This is a genomic window from Clostridium sp. C8 (genome assembly GCF_001010885.1).
GTDB classification, from domain to species: domain Bacteria; phylum Bacillota; class Clostridia; order Clostridiales; family Clostridiaceae; genus Clostridium; species Clostridium sartagoforme.
Window position 1 is genome coordinate 1 of sequence record NZ_LBMX01000096.1, and the last position, 21,060, is coordinate 21,060.

The following is a 21,060-nucleotide window of genomic DNA, read 5'->3' on the forward strand; positions in this document are numbered from 1 at the left end:
ACATACTGTACAAACAAATTTTTTCATAATCTAAACTCCTCCTAATTTCCACATTATTTATATAATTAGATTATATATAATATTTATTAAATTATATATAATCTCTTTTCGATGTTTTTATTATATAATAATAATTATTATTTGTAAATAGTTTTTCTTAAATTTAATAAAAAATTTCTAATATTTAGTATTATACTATACTTCGTAAAAATATAATTAATTTATAATTAGCTTGAATACTCATTTAATATGGAATAACATTATGTAATTATAATCAAAGGGAATCTAAAATCAAAAAAAGATAGGTAACAAGTGATAAATGTTAGATTTTTAAAATAAAACATCTATTACTCAGTACCTATCCCCTATCATCTATAAGATCAAAAAACTATTATTTGTCTATTTCAAATTTTGAACCTTATACTTATAAAACTTGCTACTACCATATTTATTAGTGTTTTATACTAATTACTTAGTGCTATTCACCAATATATTAATCTCTATATTTATTTACTTCTTTTTTTACGGATACTAATAGCTTATTAAGTTCATGTATTTCTCCATCTTCTATTAGTTTATTTAATGAACTCTCATATCTGCTTGCTTCTGCAAATTTTCCAAGAGATGTTAGAGTCAATATATTATGCATTATGCTTGATATTATATCTGATTTTATTTCAAATAATTTTTGAGCATCTTTTATTTCGTCCTTTATATCTAACATTTGTTCATCTAACTCAAAAGCTGCATCTGCTGCCTTCTTTAGTTTTTCTCTTACATTGTCAGGTAGTTGTTTTTTATATTTATAATTTAAAGAATGTTCTATTGTTGCCCAGAAATTCATGGCTAAAGTTCTTATTTGGAATTCGGCTAAAATCTCTTTTTGCCCTTCTGCCATATTAATTGGATATTTTATTATCATATGATAGCTTCTATAGCCACTTTCTTTTACGCCCCTAACATAATCCTTTTCATAAAGAATTTGCATATCCTTCCTTGCTCTTAATATTTCTACAACTCTATCTATATCATCCACAAATTGACACATAATTCTAATTCCAGCTATATCTTCAATTTCATATTGAAGTCTATCTATTGGAATCCCAAATTTATTAGCTTTTTCTAGAAGGCTTGATATCTCTTTTACCCTTCCGGTAACAAATTCTATTGGGGAGTATTCATTTTTCTTTCTATATTCTTTTCTTATGCTTCTAAGCTTTACCTTTAATTCATCTACAGCCTGTTCATAAGGCATAAAAAAACTTTTCCAATCTTGAATCACCATATTTTATCACCCTTTTCAAACTTCACCTTAATCATTATATCAAAAATCTTTAAATGTGTAATCAAATTGTTAATTGAAATAAATATAATTTATTTCAATTTTATTTGTAAATGTTTTATAAACAAACTATATACAATATGATATAATTATATATGAGTTGTAATAAAACATTAATATTTAACTAAAATAAATTATTTTACACCTATATTCTAAGTTTTGCGTAGCAAAACCTCATCAATTGTTAACTATCAATTGTTAATTAAATTATATATGTAAAAATTAGAGGTGATAACTTATGATAAAGAATTCAGCAGATATCAATGCTAAAGATTTGATAAACAAAGACGATAATAGTAACACAATTAAAAGTTTATTTCTTAAAGAAATATCCTGTCCAGTTTGTAAAAACTCATTTAGAACAGCAAGTGTAAAAGTTAATGCACCTAGAATTGCATCAAAGGACTCAGATTTATTTATAAGATACTCTGTTATAAATCCTTACCTTTATGAGGTCTGGCTATGTCCAACTTGTGGTTATGCAGCTTTAAAAGTAGATTTTAGTAAAATAAGAGAATTTCAAATAAAGCTTATTAAAGAAAAGATAACACCTAAGTGGGTTAATCGTGAATATGATATTCCTTTTACTGAAAAAATTGCAATTGAAAGATATAAGCTAGCTTTACTTAATGCCTTAGTCATTGAAAGTAAAAGTAGTACAAAGGCTATGATTTGTTTGAAAATTGCTTGGATGTATAGGTTACTAATGGATGAGGCTAATGAAAAAAATTACATAAAGCAATCATTAGTAGCTTTTAATGATACATTTATAAATGAAAAACTTCCAGTCTATGGACTAGATAGATTTTCTATAATGTTCCTTATAGGCGAGCTACATAGAAGAATAGGGGAAGATTCCTTAGCACTTAGATGGTTTTCGGAAGTAATTACATCTATAGGTGCCCCCCAAAAAGTAAAAGAAATGGCTAGGGATGGAAAAGATAAAATTAGGAGGTACTAAAATGGGTTTATTTTCTAAATCAAAAAAGAAGGAAGTTGACAATACAAACGAAAATATATCTAATGAGTTTGTATCAAACAGTATCAATGAAAAGGAAAATACAAATGAGAATCTAAAAAATGAAATGGTAATGCTAAGTGAAACTAGCTCTAGTATATCTAGTGCTATTCAAGATGTTAATAGCTCATTATCTAATTTGACTAATGCTACGCTTACACAAGCAGAAGAGATTAATAATGTAAATGGCATTTTAGAAAACTTCAATACTCGTATGGAGCAATTAGCTTATAATGTTACTAATGTTCAAATAACAGTTTTAGATACAGATAAGGTGGCTGATGAAGGTTTAAATACTTTCACCGACTTAGATGAATCATTAAAATCTTTACAACATGCGTTTACAATAGTTAGTGCAACAGTAAACTCGCTTGTTTCAAAACTAGAATCTGTAAATACAATAACAGATTCTATAAGCCAAATTGCAAGTCAAACTAACCTACTTTCTCTTAACGCTGCAATAGAAGCTGCAAGAGCTGGGGAAGCTGGTAGAGGTTTCTCTGTAGTAGCAGGGGAAGTTAGAAAACTTGCTGAAAACTCAAAGCAATCTGTTGAAAGTATCACTAAAATATTGGATGATATAAAATCTGATATACTTGATACTTCAAAGGCTATGCAAGCTGGTAGCTCTGCAATAGATAATCAACAAAAAACATTAATTAGTACTAAAGGTAGCTTTACAAATATAAAATCATCTATTAGTGATTCCATTAAAGAAATAGAGGACTGTATAGGAAACTTAACAATAGCTTCTTCTGAAAAAGATGAGGTTTTAGCTATAATAGAAAAAGTTTCTACTCTTTCTCAAGAACATTCCGCTTTATGTGAAGAAATTGCTGCAAATATGGATATTCAAACAACTAGTTTAGAAAAACTTGACTCTACTATATCTTTATTAAATTCTGAAATTTAAAATCATTTATATATAATTTATATAAATAATAAATGGCTGTGCATAACTAATTTAGTGACATTAGTTATGCACAGCCTTATATTTTAATCGTTTTTAAGCATCTTTTAATATATAAGTTTTTTATTAAATAAATAAATTGATATTAGCATCATCTGCTTCACCAAGATAATATCCAACTCCACCATAAGTTATTCCATCTATTAATTCCTCCTTTTTTATTCCCATAACATCCATAGACATTGTGCAGGCTACTACTTCTACGCCATTTTTTATAGCTGCATCCATTAAATCTTCTAATGATTGAATATTTTTATTTTCCATGACCCCTCTAATCATTTTAGCACCCATTCCGCCCATATTCATTCTTGATAATCCAAGCTTTTTACTACCTCTTGGCATCATCATTCCAAAGGCTTTTTCGATTATATTTTTAGGTGTTTTTATTTTTTCAGGCTTTCTTAAAATATTTAATCCCCAGAATGTAAAGAACATAGTTACCTTCTTTCCCATTGTAGCTGCACCGTTGGCAATTATAAATGAAGCAATTGCTTTATCTAAATCACCACTAAACACAACCATAGTTTGACCATTCTTACTTGGGACTGTAGTACAAGTATTAGAAATTTCAGTTCCAGATAGAATTTGGTCTGAGCACTTCATAATTGTTGCTTCTATAATACCTTTATTTTTGTCTAAACTCATAAGTCTATTATTAGTTTTCTTAGTCCATGCTTCTATATCTCTGCAAAATCCATCATCTGATACCTTTACTTTTAAAACTTCTCCATCAATCATATCATCCATGGTTGCCTTTACTTGCATTAGAGGACCTGGACAAGATAACCCAGTTGCATTTAACTCTCTTACTTTATCAGCTGCTACCTCTCTCATTACAGAATCTCTCTCCTCACTGTTATTTATATTATCACTTTTTCTATCTAATACTTTAGCCTTATAATTCCAATTTACATAAGACTTATATCCACCATTTAAGTTTCTAACTTTAAATCCATTGGCTTTTAATATTCTTGCTGCTATATATCCTCTAATTCCTACTGCACAATAAACTAAAATTTCTTTTTCTCTATCTAGCTTATCTAAATTATTTCTTAAGTCATTAACAGGTATATTTATTGAATTTTCTATTTTTCCAAGTTCAACTTCTTGTGCATCTCTTGTGTCTAATAATATTTGTTTTGACTTATCAAATTTATCTAAATCTTCTATGTTTATAACATCTACTAGTCCTTTGTTTTGATTTTGAGCTATAAATCCAGCCATATTTGCAGGAGATTTTGCTGATAAAAATGGTGGTGCATATGCAAGTTCTAGCTCTGCTAAATCCTCCATTGTACCTCCAAACTTAATTGATGTTGCTACTACATCTATAAATTTATCAACACCTTCATATCCTAAAGCTTGAGCTCCTAAAACTTTCCCTTCAAGATCATATATAACCTTTATTGTTAAAGGGGTTGCATCTGGATAATACCCAGCATGGTTCATTGGATGAAGATAGACTTTATTAAATTTAATTCCATATCGACTTAAAGTTCTTTCGTTATTTCCTGTAGATGCTGCTACCATATCAAATATCTTTATTATTGATGTCCCTAAGGTTCCTTTATATACAGAATTTAATCCTGCTATATTGTCTGCTATTATTCTTCCTTGCTTATTAGCTGGTCCTGCAAGTGGTATAAAAGCTTCCTTACCATTTACATAGTCTCTTACATTTACTGCATCTCCAGCTGCATATACCCCTTCTTTATTTGTTCTCATATACTCATCTACTATTATATGTCCTCTTTGACCAAGCTCTATGCCGCTATCTTTTATAAACATAGTATCTGGTGTTACTCCAATCGCTGAGACAACCATATCAACATCTATTTCTTTTCCACTTTCTAATTTAACCTTTATTGACTTATCTACTTCTTCAAATCCATTAACTTTCTCATTCAGCATTATACTTATATCATTTAAGTTTAACTCTTTTTCCATTAGACTTGAAAACTCTGAATCAAAAGGTGCCATAACATGCGGCGCTGCTTCTACTAAAGTTACTTCAATTCCTCTTTCCTTTAAATTTTCTGCCATTTCTATTCCTATAAATCCACCGCCAATAACAACAGCAGATTTAGTATCTCCAGAATCTACAAAGGCTTTTACTTTATCTATATCTGCAACATTTCTAACAGTAAATATTTTATCACTATCTATTCCTGGCAAATTAGGTTTTATTGGTTTAGCTCCTGGTGCTAAAATTAAATAGTCATAATTCTCTTCGTATTCTTCATTATTTAATTTTTTTACTTTTACTTTTTTATCATCCGTATTAATTTGTACAACTTCACTATTAATTCTTACATCTATATTAAATCTGCTCTTCATTTTTTCTGGTGTTTGAAGTAATAGTGCATCTCTTTCTTTTATTACTTCTCCAACATAATAAGGAAGTCCACAGTTTGCAAAAGAAATATATTCTCCCTTTTCAAACATTACTATCTCTATATTTTCATCTAATCTTCTAAGTCTTGCTGCTGCAGAGGCTCCGCCTGCAACTCCACCAACTATTAAAACTTTTTTATTCATTGAAATCCTCCTAAATTTAGATATATTATTTTATTTAAAATTTTATATTTAATCTATTTATTAGTATATTAAAATAATACGATATTAATTTCAAATTTGAAGAACAGCTAGCTTTAAGCTGTTCTAACCCTTTAAGTAATTAAACTAATACTATATAATCTTAATATTACCTTTTATATAAGAGCTTGTATAATTTTTTCTGCTCTTTCATCTACTACTTCATAAACTATTTCAAGTCCGTTTCTTTCACCCTTAATTATTCCTACACTCTTTAATTTTTGGAGATGTTGAGAAATTGTAGATTGAGGCATACCTAAACAACTATGCATATAAGTCACATTGCAAGAACCTTTTCCTAAAAGATTTTTTACTATACAAAGCCTAACTGGATGAGCTAAAACTTTTAAAAATTCTGCTACATCTTCGTATTGCTTATAATTACCATCCAAGATATCACCTCTTCTCATTCACTATATTTATTATGCTTTTAATTGTTATTAATATATCAATAATATTACTATATTCAAATTTTAAGATATTGTTACTATAATGTCAATACTATTTTAAAAATTCCAGTTTTTTATTTTAATTTTTCCTCTTCCTAATTCTAATATTCCCCTTTTTTCTAATGACTTTAAACTCCTGCTAACTACTTCTCTAGAAGATCCTATATCAGCTGCTATTTTTTCATGTGTTGTATATATTATTTTACTATTATTATTTTCTTTCATTCTTTCCTTAAAATAACCAATAAGTCTATTTTCAATACTATTAAAAGTCACTTTTTCTAAGCCTTCAACTACATTTTCAAATTTATCATAAAGATTTTTAAATATATATTTTAAAAAACTACTATTATCTAATAGATATCTTTTTGAAAAATCCATTGGAAGCAAAGCAATTATTGCATTTTCTTCAACATCTGAAAATGACTTTTCTTCAGAATCAGTTAATGCACATAATATAGTATTAAAACAGTTATCGCCCCTGCCTAATCTATATAATGTTATTTCCTTTCCATCATCCCCTATCTTATATACTCTTATTTTCCCTTCCAGTATAAAGGAAAATCCTATACAACTTTGTTTATTATTAAACATACTTTCTCCAGCTTCATAACTTTTTATTGCTATTTTACTAAAAAACTTATTTAATATGTCTTCATCTAATTCTTGTAAAAAAGGATAATTCACCATTAATTCTTTTCTTAAATCCATATTCATACCTCTTATAAATTTTAATATATTAAAATACTAAGGAATTGATATAATCATATTCTCCTAACTATAAGTTTTATACTTTTTTATGCAAAAAAAAGTAAAACTAATTATATTTTAGTCTTACTTTTTCTATTTATCAACATATTTGATAATTACTTATAATTTATAATCCTAATATAGAATCAATTCTATTTTTATCAAAGCCAACAACAATTTTACCATCTATATCTAAAACTGGTACTCCCATTTGTCCACTTTTATTTACCATTTCTATAGCTGCTGCTCTATTTAACCCTACATTTACTTCCTCATAATTTATATTATTACTTTTTAAGTAATTTTTTACTTTAGTACACCAAGGACAAGTATTAGTTGTATATAATCTTATATTGCTATTCATTTATATTTCCTCCAATATCATATTATTTATTTATGATATAATTATATTCTTATATCCTTGTTTTGACTGTAACAAAGTCACAAAACTTACGTTTTTCTATAATAAATAGAAAGACTATATACTACGTATATTTATACTATTGTTTTTTCTTCTGATCTTATTGTTTTTATTCTAAAAATAAAATAGTAGTACTTACATATTATAATTACTACAATCCCCATCCTTATGAACATGTTGTTTAGCAATATTAATGGGAATGCCAACATAAAATCTGCAAATACTAAAACACTTATTTTTTCTTTTAGTGTCATAGCTCGCTTATTAACAAATGATTCCAAGTGATTTTTATATAGCTTTGTTCCTATAAACCAATAGTTAAACCTATCTGATCCCTTTGCAAAGCAATAAGATGCTAATAGCAAAAATGGAGTTGTTGGAAGTATTGGAAGCACCACCCCTACAGCACCCAAAATTGCTGAAATTAATCCTATAGTTATATAAGTATATTTTTTTATCGACTTCATAATAATATCTCCCATTTCAATAGTATTTAACTTAATAAATAATTGTATATCTCATTACTTACATTGTAAAAAAATGCGAATATAAAGGCTACGATAAATAGATATGTTTCATAAGCTAAATAGCTACGCAAAGAAGTACTAGGCTCAGAGAACTACTATGCCAAGAGTTTTGGTTAAACTCGCTGCGCTCAGACAAACCAACAACACTAAGGCATAGTAGCTCTTCCTTCACCAAGTACTTCTAGTTTCTCGCTATATGCTTATTTCACATATTCTATTTACCTTCGCCAACTTATATTAAGAATTTAAATTAATAATGAATTAAGTTATTGGTAAAAAATAATTGGTGATGGACATTAAAATTTAGTTAAGTGTAGCAGACTATAATTGAGCTTGTTCCCTGATGCCTGTTATAAAATCAAAACAACTGTAAACTGTGCCTTGTGAACTGTGAACTGAAAAATGCTTCGCAATTTAAATCTTATATTATATTTCTTATTATTTCCTCTAAAGAGTGAACTGTGCTATTATGATTATTTATTATTTTTATATTTTTTCTATCTGCTTCTTTTTTTGCCTTTCTCACCATTTTATGAGATACTACATTAGTAAATAATATTATTACATCTGGATTCCCTATTTTATCATTAAGTCCAGCCTTCATTTGTGTAAATATTTTGGCCTTGCAATTATATTTTTTACAGACATCAAGATATTCTCTACTCATTCTGTCATGTCCCCCAACTACAACTATACTCATTTATATCTTCCTTCTTTCTATTTAAATATATAATTGGTCATAATTATAAAAGCTTATATTACTAATTATTTTATCTATAGGAATTCCACTTAATATGTTCTTCATAGTTTTTTCTCTAATTTCATCATAATTTTTAAAAACTCTCTTAGCCTCTTCATAATTACTATAGACTTTCCAATATCCACAACCTAAACATCTTTTACTACTACATTCCATAAAGTCTTTTACATCATCAATTGGGATTCCTAAGAAAATACCTAGCTCGTGTGGACAATTAAACTCTTGATATCTTTCCTTTAACTGCTTAACATATTCATTAATGCTATCTTCATTCTTATATCCTAATTTATTTAGAAATTCTATATTTTCTTTTTTCAAAATATGTTCTTTAAGTATATTTTCATTGTATACCAATATAATTGAGGCGTTTTTTTCTTCCCTTAAACAAATGGATTTTAAATTTATATCACTCAAAAAATCTCTTCCATATTTTATCCAATTTCCATGTGTATTTTCTGGAGTTTTTTTTATTGTCACAGTAACTGAAGGTTTTACATCTGCTATTACTAGAGAACCATTATATACTAAAAATTTTTTTATAGATTCTTTATCATCCATACTTTGTAAGCTTTTATAAAATTCAACCTTTTTCATAATATAACACCTCTTTGATAATTAATGATTTTATATCAAATTTATTTTTTGCTCTTTATTTGTTAATATTGATATTCATTATCAATTAGATATTATAATATAATTATAGTTTTGTCAATATTTACTTTATTATACATTGTAACTATTATCATAATAAAATTTATTTACATGCTAAACTTTTTATAATTTATTAAAGCATAAAAAAATAGACTATAATTAATATAGCCTATTCCCATTAATATTTATTTTGTTAAATGAGCTGCCTCACCTACTGAATCCTTATCAAAATACTTAATAAGCATTAAAATTGCTAATGCAACTATTGCTACAAACACTAAAAATTGTATTACATAACTTGTTGTTAATCCACCTGTAACAAGTGTGGCTATAAATCTAAATAAGTATGCACCTACCCATGCTAAAACAAATTGATATACTACTGATATAGTCATCATTTTATTCCCATATTCTTTTCTCATAACTCCAATAACTGCAAAGCATGGAGTATATAAAGATACGAAAACTAAGAAAGTTAAAGCTGTTATACTTGTAAACATTGTTGGTAATATAAGTGCTAAATCTCCATAAACTATTTCCATAGTTCCTATAATAACTTCCTTTGCCGCAAGCCCAGTTAATATTGATACTCCTGCTTCCCAAGTACCAAATCCTAGTGGCTTAAATATTGGAGCTACTACACCTCCAAGTTTTGCAAAGAAACTTGTACTTATCTCATCTGTATATCCACTCATATTGAAGTAAGTTAAAAACCATACTACTATTGAAACTGCGAAAATTAAGGTTCCTGCTCTAACTATAAATCCTTTTGATTTATCCCAAGCATTTAATATTATACTTTTTAAACTTGGAAGTTTATATTCTGGTAATTCTAGAATAAATGGTTGTTCATCTTTTTTAAATAATGTATTTTTAAATAGTAATCCAACTAAAATGGCTATAACTATTCCTAAAAGATAAATTCCCATTACAACTAACTCTTGATTAGTGCTAAAGAATATTGATGCGAATAAAGCATATACTGGTAAACGTGCTCCACAAGATACCAATGGTGCTATTAATGCAGTCATTTTTCTATCCTTTTCACTTTCTAATGTTCTTGTTGCCATTATAGCTGGTGCAGAACATCCAAAGCCCATTATTATAGGAATAAATGCTTTTCCTGATAATCCTATCTTTCTCATTATTCTATCCATAAGGAAAGCAACTCTTGACATATATCCACTATCTTCTAAGAATGATATTCCTAGGAAAAGAGCAAATACTATTGGGAAGAATACTATTACTCCTCCAACACCTGCTACAACTCCATCAAGAATTAAAGAGCTAAACCATATTGAGGAATTTTCCAATAATCCTTCTACAAAAGGTGTAAAAGTGTCAGCTACAAAAGCATCTAATCCATCTGCTAAAGGTTGTCCAAACCAACTGAATGTAAATTTAAAAATTAAAAATAGTGCTAATAAAAATATTGGGTAAGCAAGGATTGGATTAAGTACTAGTTTATCTATTTTTTCACCTATATATTTAGAATTTCCTTTTCCTTTTGAACTTTTACTTATAGCTTTATCTATATATGAATATGCTTCTTTTTCTGTTTTAAAAGACATTGTATAATTTGGTGTAATTTCTTTTGATTTCTTTATTATTTCTTCTATATTATCTAAACCTTCTTTTGTTTTTGCTGATATAGGTAATATAGTAACTCCAAATTCTTTTTCTAATTTGCTATAATCAATATCTAGTCCTCTTTTTTTAGCTATATCTATCATATTTAGAAGTATCACTATTGGCTTATTAAATTGCATTAATTGAGTTGTTAAGTATAAATTTCTCTCTAAATTTGTTGAGTCTACCACATTAATTATTACATCTACATCTTCATTTTCTAAATAAGCTCTTGCTATTTTTTCTTCATTAGAATAAGTATCCATAGCATATATACCTGGTAAATCGACTATTTTTATATCCTTATTCATAAATCCGTATTTTTTGTCTATAGTTACTCCAGGCCAATTTCCTACATATTGTTTTGAACCTGTTAAAGCATTAAACACTGAGGTTTTTCCTGTATTAGGATTACCTATTAATGCTGCATTTATCATATCCCCCACTCCTTATACATTTAAATATATATTTTTTGCATCTCTTTTTCTAATTGCTAAATCAAAACCTCTAAAAGATATTAACATAGGATCTCCAAGAGGTGCTACTAGTTTTATCTCTATCGGTGTCCCCTTCACACAGCCTAGAGCCATTAGCCTTTTTGCTAATCTAGGATCTCCTAATATTTCTTTAACTATACCAGATTGACCAACTTTCATATTGTATATAGTCACATCATTTCCCCCTTACAGTATTTTCTATATCTATAATTATACTCAATTGATATTGAATGTCAATAACTCTAAGCATATATATAAAAAAATTTGTTAGTTTTTTAACTAGTATTTAGAAAATAAAAAGAGCTGCCATTGGGCAGCCCTATCTTCTATACTATTCTCTTTGGATCGAAATTTAAAAAATCACAAGATGTCATTATATATTCTATCCCTTCATGTTCTTCATTAACTACATTAGATAATGAAGGCCCATGTAAATGTCCATATATAACTTTTTCTACATTATATTCCTTAAATAGTTCTGTGAATGCTGATTCTTCTCTTTTTTCATTCATTGGCGGATAATGTATCATTACTATTATTTTTTCATATCCATCTTCTTTAGCTTTATCTAATGAAAGCCTTAGCCTTATAAGTTCTCTATGGAATATTTTTTTATCTTTTTCTGTAAATTTATCGCTTCCTTCTAATATCCATCCCCTTGAACCACAAATTGCATAGTCTTCATATGTATAAAAATTATTTTGAAGAAATTTTGTATTTTCATACATGTTATTAAGCTTTGATATTCCACTCCACCAATAGTCATGATTTCCTTTTGATATAATCTTTTTCCCTGGTAATTTATCTATCCAATCTAAGTCAACCTTGCTTTCATTTGCTCTCATTGACCATGATATATCTCCTGCTATAAGAACCATGTCTTCATCTGTAATTTTATTTATCCAATTTTCTTTTATTTTTTCATCATGCTTCAACCATTTTGATCCAAATATATCCATAGGTTTATCTGTTGTAAAAGCAAGATGAAGATCTGAAATAGCGTATAAGGCCATTTACTTACTCACCTTTCCGACATAAATTTCTTGGCATTGAATGCTTAATATTCTTCTATTACTTATCTAAATCTGCAACATAAGCTATAATATGTGCTACAGCTTCATAAAGCTCAGAAGGTATATAATCTCCTATATCCACATTGCAAAGCAAATCTGTCAATTCTTTATTATACACTATTGGAACATCATTTTCTTCAGCTTTTTCAATTATTTTATCTGCAATATGCCCCATTCCACTTGCTGTAACAGTAGGTGCCATCAAATTTTCTTCATATTTTAATGCTGCCGCTTTCTTTCTTGATTTCATAATTTCCTCCTAGGATCTTTAACTAGACTCTCCTATCTATAGATATTCCTGATGCTGAGCTAAAGAATTCTCTACATGTTGTTAATGATACTTCTTCTTCTTTCTTCGAAACTTTAACTTCAACTAAAAATCCTAAATCTTTAATATTATTGACTAATTTAGTCTTTGCTATATCTATTATCTTTACAAACTTTTCTTCACATTTTAAATCTATATCTATTTTTTTATCTAAAACTTTCATATATCCATCTACTATACCTAAAGTTTTAGTATCAATTGTAATTACCATTTTAACATTTGTGCTATCTATTCTTTTTCCTTCTTTTCTATTATCTTTTACAATTATCTTACAAGGGTATTCTCTCTCCCTTATATTTACAGGAATATCTGCATAATAATATTCTGAACTTATTTTATTAAATATTTTTATATTATTTATATTGTTTTTTATAATATCTAACACTTTTTCTGAAACAATAGAATCACCCTTTATATTAGAAATTATATCTTTAATTATTTCTTTATTTTCTTCTGCTCCTTTATTTAATGAGGATTCCACTAAATTTTTTGTTGGAATATTATTATTTAGATTTTTGCTTAATATATTATTGGGATTTATTTGTTCCTTATTACCATTGACTTCTTGTGAAACTTTGCCACTAATATCATTATTTAAGTTTGCTAAATTCTCTTTCGTTATACTTTTATCTGTATTATTTAATTCTACTTCTGTAATTTCTTGATATTTCAAATTTATAATATCCTTCAATTTAAAAAACTCTTCTTCCGTTAAAGTTATACCTTTTCCCATAACGCTTGAAAGAACCTTTTCTAGTTCTCCTTTACTTAAGTCTAAAGCTTCTGTTATCCCTAAAGTTTCATTATTACTCTTATTTAAATAATTATTAAAATCATCTACAATATCCTTTGCCCCAATTTCATTAAATTGAAATATAGTATCTTTAATCATAGATATAAATTCTTCTGGTTTTAATGAATTTATAGAGTTTAAAGTTCTATCAAATTCATTGCTTGTAAACTCCATTCTTCTATTATTTAATATATCTTTTAGAGAAATATTAATAAGGTCCTCATTTTGTCCTGAAAGTGATCTTAATAAAGATAGTACGCTAACTTTAGAAGATAATATATCTCTTTTTTGATATACATCATTCGCTAATTTATTATTTGTGTTGGATTCTTTTTCATTATTTTCTTGTACATCTAATTTAGGTGTAAGTGCTTCACCCAAATCTTCTTGTACCTCTGATTTTTTTATATTACCATCCATTTTAAAATCTAAATTTTCTTCACTTAACTTTTGTGTAACTTTCTCTTTTGCACTATTTGACATAACTTCATTATTTAATATTTCTTCCTTAGATTTAGATATAGAGTTTGAAATATCCTCAAGCAATTTTGATATATTTTCTTTTCCTTTAAATATATCATTATATCCCTTTATATTCTCTTTAGTAAATTCTATATCATTTTCAAAAAATAATAAAATATCTTCTTTGGATAAAGTTTTAAATTCCCTTAAGAATTCCTTTAAAATATTATTTATTTTTCTTCCCTCTTCGCTATTTTGAGATATACCTTTACTCATTAAGTATTTATTTGCAAACTCCTCTATTTCTTTTGGATCTCCTTGTATTTTGTCTAAAAACTGAATTAGCCCTTTAATTTCTCTTATATTTTCCTTAGTAAGTGGAATTTCAAAATTTATCATTGATTTTACTAATTTAATATCTTCTTTTTTTAATCCTAATTTTGAAAGTATTTCCTTTAATTCACTTTGAGAAGTTTCTTCTCCATTGACATTTTTCCCGATAACCTTTAATTTTAACTTTCCGCCTTCAAAACCCTCAACTTGAAATCTTTGTAATCCCTTGTCTAAAGAGTCCATATCTCCATCTATTTCTGCTGAAAATTCCCATCCATCTATTAATTTTATGGTTGCTTCATTACTTCCTTCTTTTTTTATTATCTTCCCAGAAAACTTTTCACCAGTATCAAAGGTTAACTTACTAGATATTCTTTTATTATTAATATTATAGTTATTCCCTACATTAAATACTCCTGGCATATCTTCACCCCGTAAACACTTATATATTATTTATAATATCGAATGTATAAGAGACTTTCTTAATAGAAATAGTTTTGGAAATAAGTTGGAAATATTATTATTATCTTTAGAAATCTCTTAAGAGTACTATAAAAATATAGAAATATTTGGAGGTTAAAAAAATGAACTTATCTATTATAAAAAGATTATTATTTTTAATTATTATATGTATTCCAGTAACTCTTTTATCTTGTAGCAATACTTCTAAAAAAATTACTTTAAGTGAAAATACAGAAAATGAAATTTCCTTAGAAGAGAGTGAAATCATAAAATCTATAACAGCTGGTGAAAAACTTTTAGATGAAGGAAAACTTGAAGAAGCTAAAGAAAATTTTAGCAAGGCTATCTCTCTTGATAAAACAAATAAGGATACCTATTTAAGAATAAAAGATAAATATATATCTATAAACAAGTTAGATGAAGCCTATAACATTGTTAAATCAGCAATATCTAATAATGTTGATATTGAAAACATGAAATTATTATTAAAAGAAATATCATCTAAGTTTGAAGTGATTAACTTAACTTCTTCCATATATCAATATAGCAATTATGCTCTACCTAAAAATGCTAATATAACGATACTTGGAGACTCAGTGCAAATTCCTATAGCCTGGGATAATGAAATTGTTGATACTGAAAATTTAGGTACCTTTAAATATGAAGGTTTTAATGAGGAGTATGGACGAAAAGTAATAATGAATATTACTATTTTAGAAAATGTTTATGATAAGCAAATAGGATGGGTAAAAGACTTTTATAAAGAAAATGGACAATTATATATTAATTTAGATTTAGTTGAATTTTATTTAGGCAGAGAAGAAGCTCTTAAGGAAGCAATTAAAGATGGAAAAGCTGGAATTGATGAAAATGGAGAATATTTTTTGCCAGCCCCAGTTTGGATAAGAAATAACTCTAGTGCTATTACTAGTTATCCTATATCTGATGATTGTATATATTCTTTATGTTCTGCAACCATAAATCTTGAAAATTATGAAACTAGAGGGACATTAGTAAATATTTCTTATACCGACTTTTTAAAAGCATTTAACGATACTAAGAATAATAACGCAAGAATATTACTTGTTTGGGTTGATATAAAGAATGGTTCTATCTTTAAAATTTATGAACAATATCTTCCATAATAATAAGCTTAAAGGAGAATCTATAATGAATAATAAATTTATAAAACTGACTATCACTGCAACTTTTTTAATGCTAAGTATTTCACTCTTTTCATGTACTGACACAAGCAAAAAGGTAACTGTTTCCAATAATACTGAAGAAGAAATTTTAGTTGAAGAAAATGAAGTAACTGAACTTATAAACAATGGAACAAAACTTCTTAATGATAAAAAATATGATGAAGCTAGCGCTTATTACAATAAAGCCGTTGAGTTAGATAAATCAAATAAAGACTTATATTTAGAAATTAAAGATACTTATTTAGAAGCAAATAGATTAGATGATGCTTATTTTATAACTAAAACTGCTATTTCTAATAATGTAGATGCTGAAAATATGAAAAAAGTAGCTGAAGAAATCTCATCTAAATTTGATGTAATTAATATTAATGATAAAGTTGAACAAAATTCCGAGTATTATTTTCCTAAGAACGTAACTGCACTAATAAATGATCAATCAATTACTTTACCTATAAAATGGGATTATGCTAAAGTCGATACAAGTAATAGCGGAACCTTTGAATACTATGGTTTTAATGAAGAATATGGCAGGAGGATAAAAGTTACTTTAACTATTCCACAAGTTGTTTATGATAAACAAATAGGGTGCATAGAAAATATCTATACCACCAATGGTAAAACTTATATTGATGTTGATTTAGTTGGCTTCTATATAACTAAAAATCTATCTTTACAAGAGGCATTTAAAGATAAGAAAGATATTCCAATTATTGAAAGCACTGAAGAATTCTATCTTCCGGATGGCTACTATATAAAAAATGACTATAGCACAATAACCACTTATGAAATATCTAATGACTGTAGTTTTCAATTATTACACCATGACTTTGTTGAAACTTTAGGTTTAAATCGTGATTATCCTGGAAATTCTTCTATAAATCTAATAGCCTCATTTGATAACTTTAAAGATTATATAGGTTTAAGAAATCCAATGGATATAGGAGATCTTGTTATTGATGATAACACCATATTAACTAATAGAGGAACTTTATGTTGGATTGAACTGAAAAATAATGTTGTATATTCTATCTATAGGCAATATACACCTTAAAAATTAAACTAGTATCATTAAGAAAGTGGACTTATATAAGTTTGCCTATAATCTCATTTCGCTCTAAATCACTCAAAACTTATATAAGTCCACTTGAATATTGTAAATTATTCCATATAATTAAATATATAACATTAAAGGAGAAGACTATATGGCTAATGAAATACTTATTGTTGAAGATGATAAATCTATAAATGACATATTATTTTACGCATTAAAATCTGAAGGATATAATTCTTACAGTACTTTCACTTTAAAAGAAGCTAAGGAGTATTTAAATATAAATTTACCGCATTTAATTTTACTTGACTTAAATTTACCTGATGGAAGCGGCTTTGATTTATGTAAAGATATAAGTTCTAAATGCTCTATTCCTATAATAATTCTTACAGCTAAAAACGATGTTGTTGATAAGGTATTAGGTCTAGAACTTGGAGCCGATGATTATATAACCAAGCCATTTCATATAAAAGAAGTATTAAGTAGAATAAAAGCTGTTTTCAGAAGAATAGAAAAGTCATCTTCTGAATCTAACACTCTCTTCATTAATATAAATAAAGATATCATGATTAACTTTAAAAATAGAACAGTTTTAAAAAATGATAAGGTTATTCAACTTAAACCTAAGGAATATGAACTTTTAGAGTTTTTTGTCCAAAATAGAAATAAAGTTTTTTCAAGGCAACAACTTATAGATAATGTTTGGGAATTTTCTTATGATGGGGATATAAGGACAGTGGACATTCATATAAGAAGGCTTAGAAGTAAATTGGACACGCCTAATGAAGCATCAATAATTGAAACAGTATTTTCTGTTGGATACATTATGAGGTAAATTATGAAACTAAAATATAAGTTCACTTTAATAATAACTATTACTATGATTTTTCTCGGACTATCTCTTAATATTTCTGTTAGAAAAATTCTAAAAAGTAATATGGAAGATTCAATTACAAATTCACTAAAAGAAGTTATGAAAAGTACAAGAGAATCAATAAAATATACTCTATCTATACGAGATTATATCTTTAAAGATAAGGCTTTAGTTCAAGAAGCTGATTATCTAATAGAATATATTTCATTAAACTATGAAAGTCAAATTCAAATATGCGATGTTAATGGTAATTCAATTGCTACTAATTTATTAGAAAACCCTATTGAATTTTCTAATAACCTAAAGGAAGTAAAGGATGGAAAAACTATAGTTAATATAAAATATAATAATAATTCTCTTACTGGAGTGCTTTCATATCCTTTAATAATAAACAAATCTTATCTAGGAATCATAAATTTAACTAAAGATTACACACCTTTACTTATTGACTATAAAAAAGCTACTAACACTTTGACATTAATTGAAATATTTCTTATTATTTTTATATTTACTATTTCCTATAGGCTTACAAATAAAATAGTTAGACCTATAGAAACACTAACTTCTGCTTCTAAAAAGTTAAGTGAAGGAAATTATGATATAAATATAAATGTAGAAGGAAATGATGAAATATCTATATTATCAAAAGAATTTATTAATATGAAAACAAAAATTCAAGAACAAATATTAGATATAGAAAAGGAAAAAGAAAAGGTTGAAAAATTGGCCTTAAGTAGAAAAATATTTTTTGACACTGTAACTCATGAACTTAAAACTCCACTTACATCTATTATTGGATATTCTGAAATGATGATAGAAAATATAGTTGATGATGAAGAATTTAAAGCTCGAGCTCTTGATAGAATATACTCTGAAAGCCAACGATTAAATAAACTAGTTCTTGAAATAATAAATATTTCAAAGGGGTTATCTTCTATAAATGATGAGTTTATTAATATGGATATCGCACCTTTGATTAAAGCCATTTGTTCAGATATGAGTATTAAAGCTGAAAAATATAATTTTGGAATATATTCTATTATAGAAAGTGGTAGTGTTTCTATAAAGCCAAACAAAATTAAAGAAGTTTTGATAAATCTACTTGATAATGCGATAAAATACTCTATTGAAAATTCCACAATAATTCTTAATTCTTATGTTTGTAATGATTTTTATATTATTGATGTAATAAATGAATCTCTTCCTATTCCAGAATATATATTTGAGCATATATTTGAACCCTTTGTTAAGTCTAATGATTCATCTGATTTATCTAGTACAGGACTAGGATTATATTTATGCAAAGAAATAATAAAAGACCATGATGGCATAATAACCTTAGATAATGGTTATGAAATAATTTCAACCATAAAGCTACCTTTAATAAAAAATCACAATTAATATAAACTTTTAATCTTATACTATATTAATTGCTTCTTTAAACATATATAAAAGCTATTAATATTAATACTTATCTAAAGCCTAAACTTTAAATAAGGGTTATATTAATAGCTTTTTTAATCATTATTTAATTTATTCTACAACTATCTTATTGTAGTTTTTCTTTCCCCTTTTAAGAAGTGCTGAACCATCTTCTAAATCTGACTCTTCCAAAGTTCTGGTAACTTCAGTTACTTTTTCTCCATTTATTGATAAGCCACCTTGTTGGATTAGTCTTCTTCCTTCTGCTTTAGATGGAACTATTTTATTTTCAGCCATTATATCTAATAAGCTTACACCTAATTTTTCTTTACTTATTGTTACTGTAGGAACATTGCTCATGTCAACTCCACCAGAGAATAAAGCTTCAGCAGCATTTTTAGCTTTAGTTGCTTCTTCTTCTCCATGAACTAGTTTTGTAACTTCAAAAGCAAGACGCTTTTTAGCTTCGTTTATAGCTGCTCCTTCAACAGAACATATTTCTCTTACTTCATCCATTGGAACAAATGTTAATAATGATAAGCATTTTTCTACATCTGCATCATCTACATTTCTCCAGTATTGATAAAAATCAAATGGTGAAGTTTTATTTGGATCAAGCCATAAAGCTCCCCCCACTGTTTTTCCCATTTTTTGACCTTGGCTATTAGTTAATAAAGAACAAGTCATTGCCATTGATTGAGCTTGAGCCTTTCTTCTAACTAATTCTACCCCAGCAATCATATTTGACCATTGGTCATCTCCACCTAATTGCATTTTACAGCCATACTTTTGATTTAGTACGTAGAAATCGTATCCTTGCATTAGCATATAATTAAACTCTAAGAAAGAAAGTCCTTTTTCCAATCTTTGTTTAAAACATTCTGCTGTAAGCATTCTATTTACTGAAAAGTGAACTCCAACTTCTCTTAAGAAATCTACATAATTTAAATTTAATAACCAATCTGCATTATTAACTAATATTGCTTTATCATCAGAAAAATCTATAAATCTTTCCATTTGTTTTTTTATTGAATCCACATTATGTTGAATTTGTTCTTTCGTAAGCATTGTTCTCATATCAGTCTTGCCTGATGGATCTCCTACCATTGCTGTTCCACCACCAAGAAGCGCTATTGGTCTATGTCCTGCTTTTTGCATATGTGCCATAAACATTAACGCAATAAAATGTCCAACATGTAAACTATCAGCTGTTGGATCAAATCCTATATAAAAAGTTATTTTCTCCTTTTCTAGCAATTCTCTTGTTTCATCTTCATGAGTGAATTGCTTTATGTATCCACGATCTAATAACTCGTCTAAAACATTAGCCATTCTACGTAACCTCCTATTTATTTTTACTTATTATAGTATATCTTTTTATTTACATATTATCAACTATAAAACCATTGATTTAAATTGCGAAGCAATTTATATAGTTCACAGCGCAC

20 protein-coding genes are annotated in these 21,060 nt (G+C 27.2%); 6 read left to right on the forward strand and 14 right to left on the reverse strand.

What is annotated here, in order from left to right; genetic code table 11:
* Window positions 1-493: 493 nt before the first annotated feature.
* Window positions 494-1,285 (reverse strand): GTP pyrophosphokinase family protein, encoded by a 792-nt coding sequence (locus AAT22_RS15440; RefSeq protein ID WP_047001879.1) that lies wholly within the window; start codon window positions 1,283-1,285, stop codon window positions 494-496.
* Window positions 1,286-1,580: 295 nt separating this feature from the next.
* Here AAT22_RS15440 and AAT22_RS15445 point away from each other — a divergent pair, with 295 nt between their 5' ends.
* Together AAT22_RS15445 and AAT22_RS15450 are read left to right on the forward strand one after the other, a co-directional pair.
* On the forward strand, window positions 1,581-2,303 hold the full coding sequence (locus AAT22_RS15445; protein WP_084820786.1) for a DUF2225 domain-containing protein: 723 nt from the start codon (window positions 1,581-1,583) through the stop codon (window positions 2,301-2,303).
* 1 nt (window position 2,304) lies between these two features.
* A complete protein-coding gene (locus tag AAT22_RS15450) occupies window positions 2,305-3,273 on the forward strand; it encodes a methyl-accepting chemotaxis protein (protein WP_047001880.1) in 969 nt (322 codons plus the stop codon).
* 123 nt (window positions 3,274-3,396) lie between these two features.
* Here AAT22_RS15450 and AAT22_RS15455 read toward each other — a convergent pair whose 3' ends face one another.
* From AAT22_RS15455 to AAT22_RS15510, 12 genes are all read right to left on the reverse strand, one after another.
* On the reverse strand, window positions 3,397-5,868 hold the full coding sequence (locus AAT22_RS15455; RefSeq protein ID WP_047001881.1) for an FAD-dependent oxidoreductase: 2,472 nt from the start codon (window positions 5,866-5,868) through the stop codon (window positions 3,397-3,399).
* Between the two features lie 173 nt (window positions 5,869-6,041).
* A complete protein-coding gene (locus AAT22_RS15460; protein ID WP_047001882.1) occupies window positions 6,042-6,317 on the reverse strand; it encodes a metalloregulator ArsR/SmtB family transcription factor in 276 nt (91 codons plus the stop codon).
* Between the two features lie 114 nt (window positions 6,318-6,431).
* Entirely contained in the window at window positions 6,432-7,085 is a 654-nt protein-coding gene (locus AAT22_RS15465; protein ID WP_047001883.1) for a Crp/Fnr family transcriptional regulator, read from the reverse strand.
* A gap of 166 nt (window positions 7,086-7,251) precedes the next feature.
* Window positions 7,252-7,488, reverse strand: a complete 237-nt coding sequence (locus AAT22_RS15470) for a glutaredoxin family protein (RefSeq protein ID WP_016207719.1) — start codon at window positions 7,486-7,488, stop codon at window positions 7,252-7,254.
* A gap of 131 nt (window positions 7,489-7,619) precedes the next feature.
* Complete coding sequence (locus AAT22_RS15475; protein WP_016207720.1) at window positions 7,620-8,012, reverse strand: YbaN family protein; 393 nt, start codon at window positions 8,010-8,012, stop codon at window positions 7,620-7,622.
* 481 nt (window positions 8,013-8,493) lie between these two features.
* Complete coding sequence (locus AAT22_RS15480) at window positions 8,494-8,772, reverse strand: DUF2325 domain-containing protein (protein ID WP_047001884.1); 279 nt, start codon at window positions 8,770-8,772, stop codon at window positions 8,494-8,496.
* 21 nt (window positions 8,773-8,793) lie between these two features.
* Window positions 8,794-9,426, reverse strand: coding sequence for a DUF3793 family protein (locus AAT22_RS15485; RefSeq protein ID WP_047001885.1), 633 nt, complete (start codon window positions 9,424-9,426; stop codon window positions 8,794-8,796).
* A 242-nt stretch (window positions 9,427-9,668) separates the two neighbouring features.
* Complete coding sequence (gene feoB, locus AAT22_RS15490) at window positions 9,669-11,549, reverse strand: ferrous iron transport protein B (RefSeq protein WP_047001886.1); 1,881 nt, start codon at window positions 11,547-11,549, stop codon at window positions 9,669-9,671.
* Window positions 11,550-11,561: 12 nt separating this feature from the next.
* Complete coding sequence (locus AAT22_RS15495) at window positions 11,562-11,783, reverse strand: ferrous iron transport protein A (RefSeq protein WP_047001887.1); 222 nt, start codon at window positions 11,781-11,783, stop codon at window positions 11,562-11,564.
* A gap of 152 nt (window positions 11,784-11,935) precedes the next feature.
* Window positions 11,936-12,622, reverse strand: a complete 687-nt coding sequence (locus AAT22_RS15500) for a metallophosphoesterase (protein WP_047001888.1) — start codon at window positions 12,620-12,622, stop codon at window positions 11,936-11,938.
* A 58-nt stretch (window positions 12,623-12,680) separates the two neighbouring features.
* Window positions 12,681-12,932 (reverse strand): EscU/YscU/HrcU family type III secretion system export apparatus switch protein, encoded by a 252-nt coding sequence (locus AAT22_RS15505; protein ID WP_016207726.1) that lies wholly within the window; start codon window positions 12,930-12,932, stop codon window positions 12,681-12,683.
* Between the two features lie 22 nt (window positions 12,933-12,954).
* Complete coding sequence (locus AAT22_RS15510) at window positions 12,955-15,021, reverse strand: hypothetical protein (protein ID WP_047001889.1); 2,067 nt, start codon at window positions 15,019-15,021, stop codon at window positions 12,955-12,957.
* A 161-nt stretch (window positions 15,022-15,182) separates the two neighbouring features.
* Here AAT22_RS15510 and AAT22_RS15515 point away from each other — a divergent pair, with 161 nt between their 5' ends.
* The 4 genes from AAT22_RS15515 (at window position 15,183) to AAT22_RS15530 (ending at window position 19,591) form a co-directional block, all read left to right on the forward strand.
* On the forward strand, window positions 15,183-16,205 hold the full coding sequence (locus tag AAT22_RS15515) for a tetratricopeptide repeat protein (RefSeq protein WP_047001890.1): 1,023 nt from the start codon (window positions 15,183-15,185) through the stop codon (window positions 16,203-16,205).
* A 25-nt stretch (window positions 16,206-16,230) separates the two neighbouring features.
* The gene (locus AAT22_RS15520) at window positions 16,231-17,316 is read left to right on the forward strand and encodes a tetratricopeptide repeat protein (RefSeq protein WP_047001894.1); all 1,086 of its coding nucleotides are present in this window, start codon (window positions 16,231-16,233) and stop codon (window positions 17,314-17,316) included.
* A 151-nt stretch (window positions 17,317-17,467) separates the two neighbouring features.
* A complete protein-coding gene (locus AAT22_RS15525; RefSeq protein WP_047001891.1) occupies window positions 17,468-18,151 on the forward strand; it encodes a response regulator transcription factor in 684 nt (227 codons plus the stop codon).
* Window positions 18,152-18,154: 3 nt separating this feature from the next.
* The gene (locus AAT22_RS15530; RefSeq protein WP_047001892.1) at window positions 18,155-19,591 is read left to right on the forward strand and encodes a HAMP domain-containing sensor histidine kinase; all 1,437 of its coding nucleotides are present in this window, start codon (window positions 18,155-18,157) and stop codon (window positions 19,589-19,591) included.
* 132 nt (window positions 19,592-19,723) lie between these two features.
* Here the strand turns inward: AAT22_RS15530 and tyrS are convergent, their stop codons facing one another.
* Complete coding sequence (gene tyrS / locus AAT22_RS15535; protein ID WP_016207732.1) at window positions 19,724-20,944, reverse strand: tyrosine--tRNA ligase; 1,221 nt, start codon at window positions 20,942-20,944, stop codon at window positions 19,724-19,726.
* Window positions 20,945-21,060 lie beyond the last annotated feature (116 nt).

Bases quoted from the DNA above. Each gene is read 5' to 3' on its own strand.
- AAT22_RS15465 (WP_047001883.1), bottom strand. From the start codon at position 7,085: ATGGATTTAAGAAAAGAATTAATGGTGAATTATCCTTTTTTACAAGAA.
- feoB (WP_047001886.1), bottom strand. From the start codon at position 11,549: ATGATAAATGCAGCATTAATAGGTAATCCTAATACAGGAAAAACCTCA.
- AAT22_RS15440 (WP_047001879.1), bottom strand. From the start codon at position 1,285: ATGGTGATTCAAGATTGGAAAAGTTTTTTTATGCCTTATGAACAGGCT.
- AAT22_RS15500 (WP_047001888.1), bottom strand. From the start codon at position 12,622: ATGGCCTTATACGCTATTTCAGATCTTCATCTTGCTTTTACAACAGAT.
- AAT22_RS15530 (WP_047001892.1), top strand. From the start codon at position 18,155: ATGAAACTAAAATATAAGTTCACTTTAATAATAACTATTACTATGATT.
- AAT22_RS15505 (WP_016207726.1), bottom strand. From the start codon at position 12,932: ATGAAATCAAGAAAGAAAGCGGCAGCATTAAAATATGAAGAAAATTTG.
- AAT22_RS15525 (WP_047001891.1), top strand. From the start codon at position 17,468: ATGGCTAATGAAATACTTATTGTTGAAGATGATAAATCTATAAATGAC.
- AAT22_RS15510 (WP_047001889.1), bottom strand. From the start codon at position 15,021: ATGCCAGGAGTATTTAATGTAGGGAATAACTATAATATTAATAATAAA.
- AAT22_RS15515 (WP_047001890.1), top strand. From the start codon at position 15,183: ATGAACTTATCTATTATAAAAAGATTATTATTTTTAATTATTATATGT.
- AAT22_RS15485 (WP_047001885.1), bottom strand. From the start codon at position 9,426: ATGAAAAAGGTTGAATTTTATAAAAGCTTACAAAGTATGGATGATAAA.
- tyrS (WP_016207732.1), bottom strand. From the start codon at position 20,944: ATGGCTAATGTTTTAGACGAGTTATTAGATCGTGGATACATAAAGCAA.
- AAT22_RS15470 (WP_016207719.1), bottom strand. From the start codon at position 7,488: ATGAATAGCAATATAAGATTATATACAACTAATACTTGTCCTTGGTGT.
- AAT22_RS15445 (WP_084820786.1), top strand. From the start codon at position 1,581: ATGATAAAGAATTCAGCAGATATCAATGCTAAAGATTTGATAAACAAA.
- AAT22_RS15475 (WP_016207720.1), bottom strand. From the start codon at position 8,012: ATGAAGTCGATAAAAAAATATACTTATATAACTATAGGATTAATTTCA.
- AAT22_RS15520 (WP_047001894.1), top strand. From the start codon at position 16,231: ATGAATAATAAATTTATAAAACTGACTATCACTGCAACTTTTTTAATG.
- AAT22_RS15455 (WP_047001881.1), bottom strand. From the start codon at position 5,868: ATGAATAAAAAAGTTTTAATAGTTGGTGGAGTTGCAGGCGGAGCCTCT.
- AAT22_RS15450 (WP_047001880.1), top strand. From the start codon at position 2,305: ATGGGTTTATTTTCTAAATCAAAAAAGAAGGAAGTTGACAATACAAAC.
- AAT22_RS15480 (WP_047001884.1), bottom strand. From the start codon at position 8,772: ATGAGTATAGTTGTAGTTGGGGGACATGACAGAATGAGTAGAGAATAT.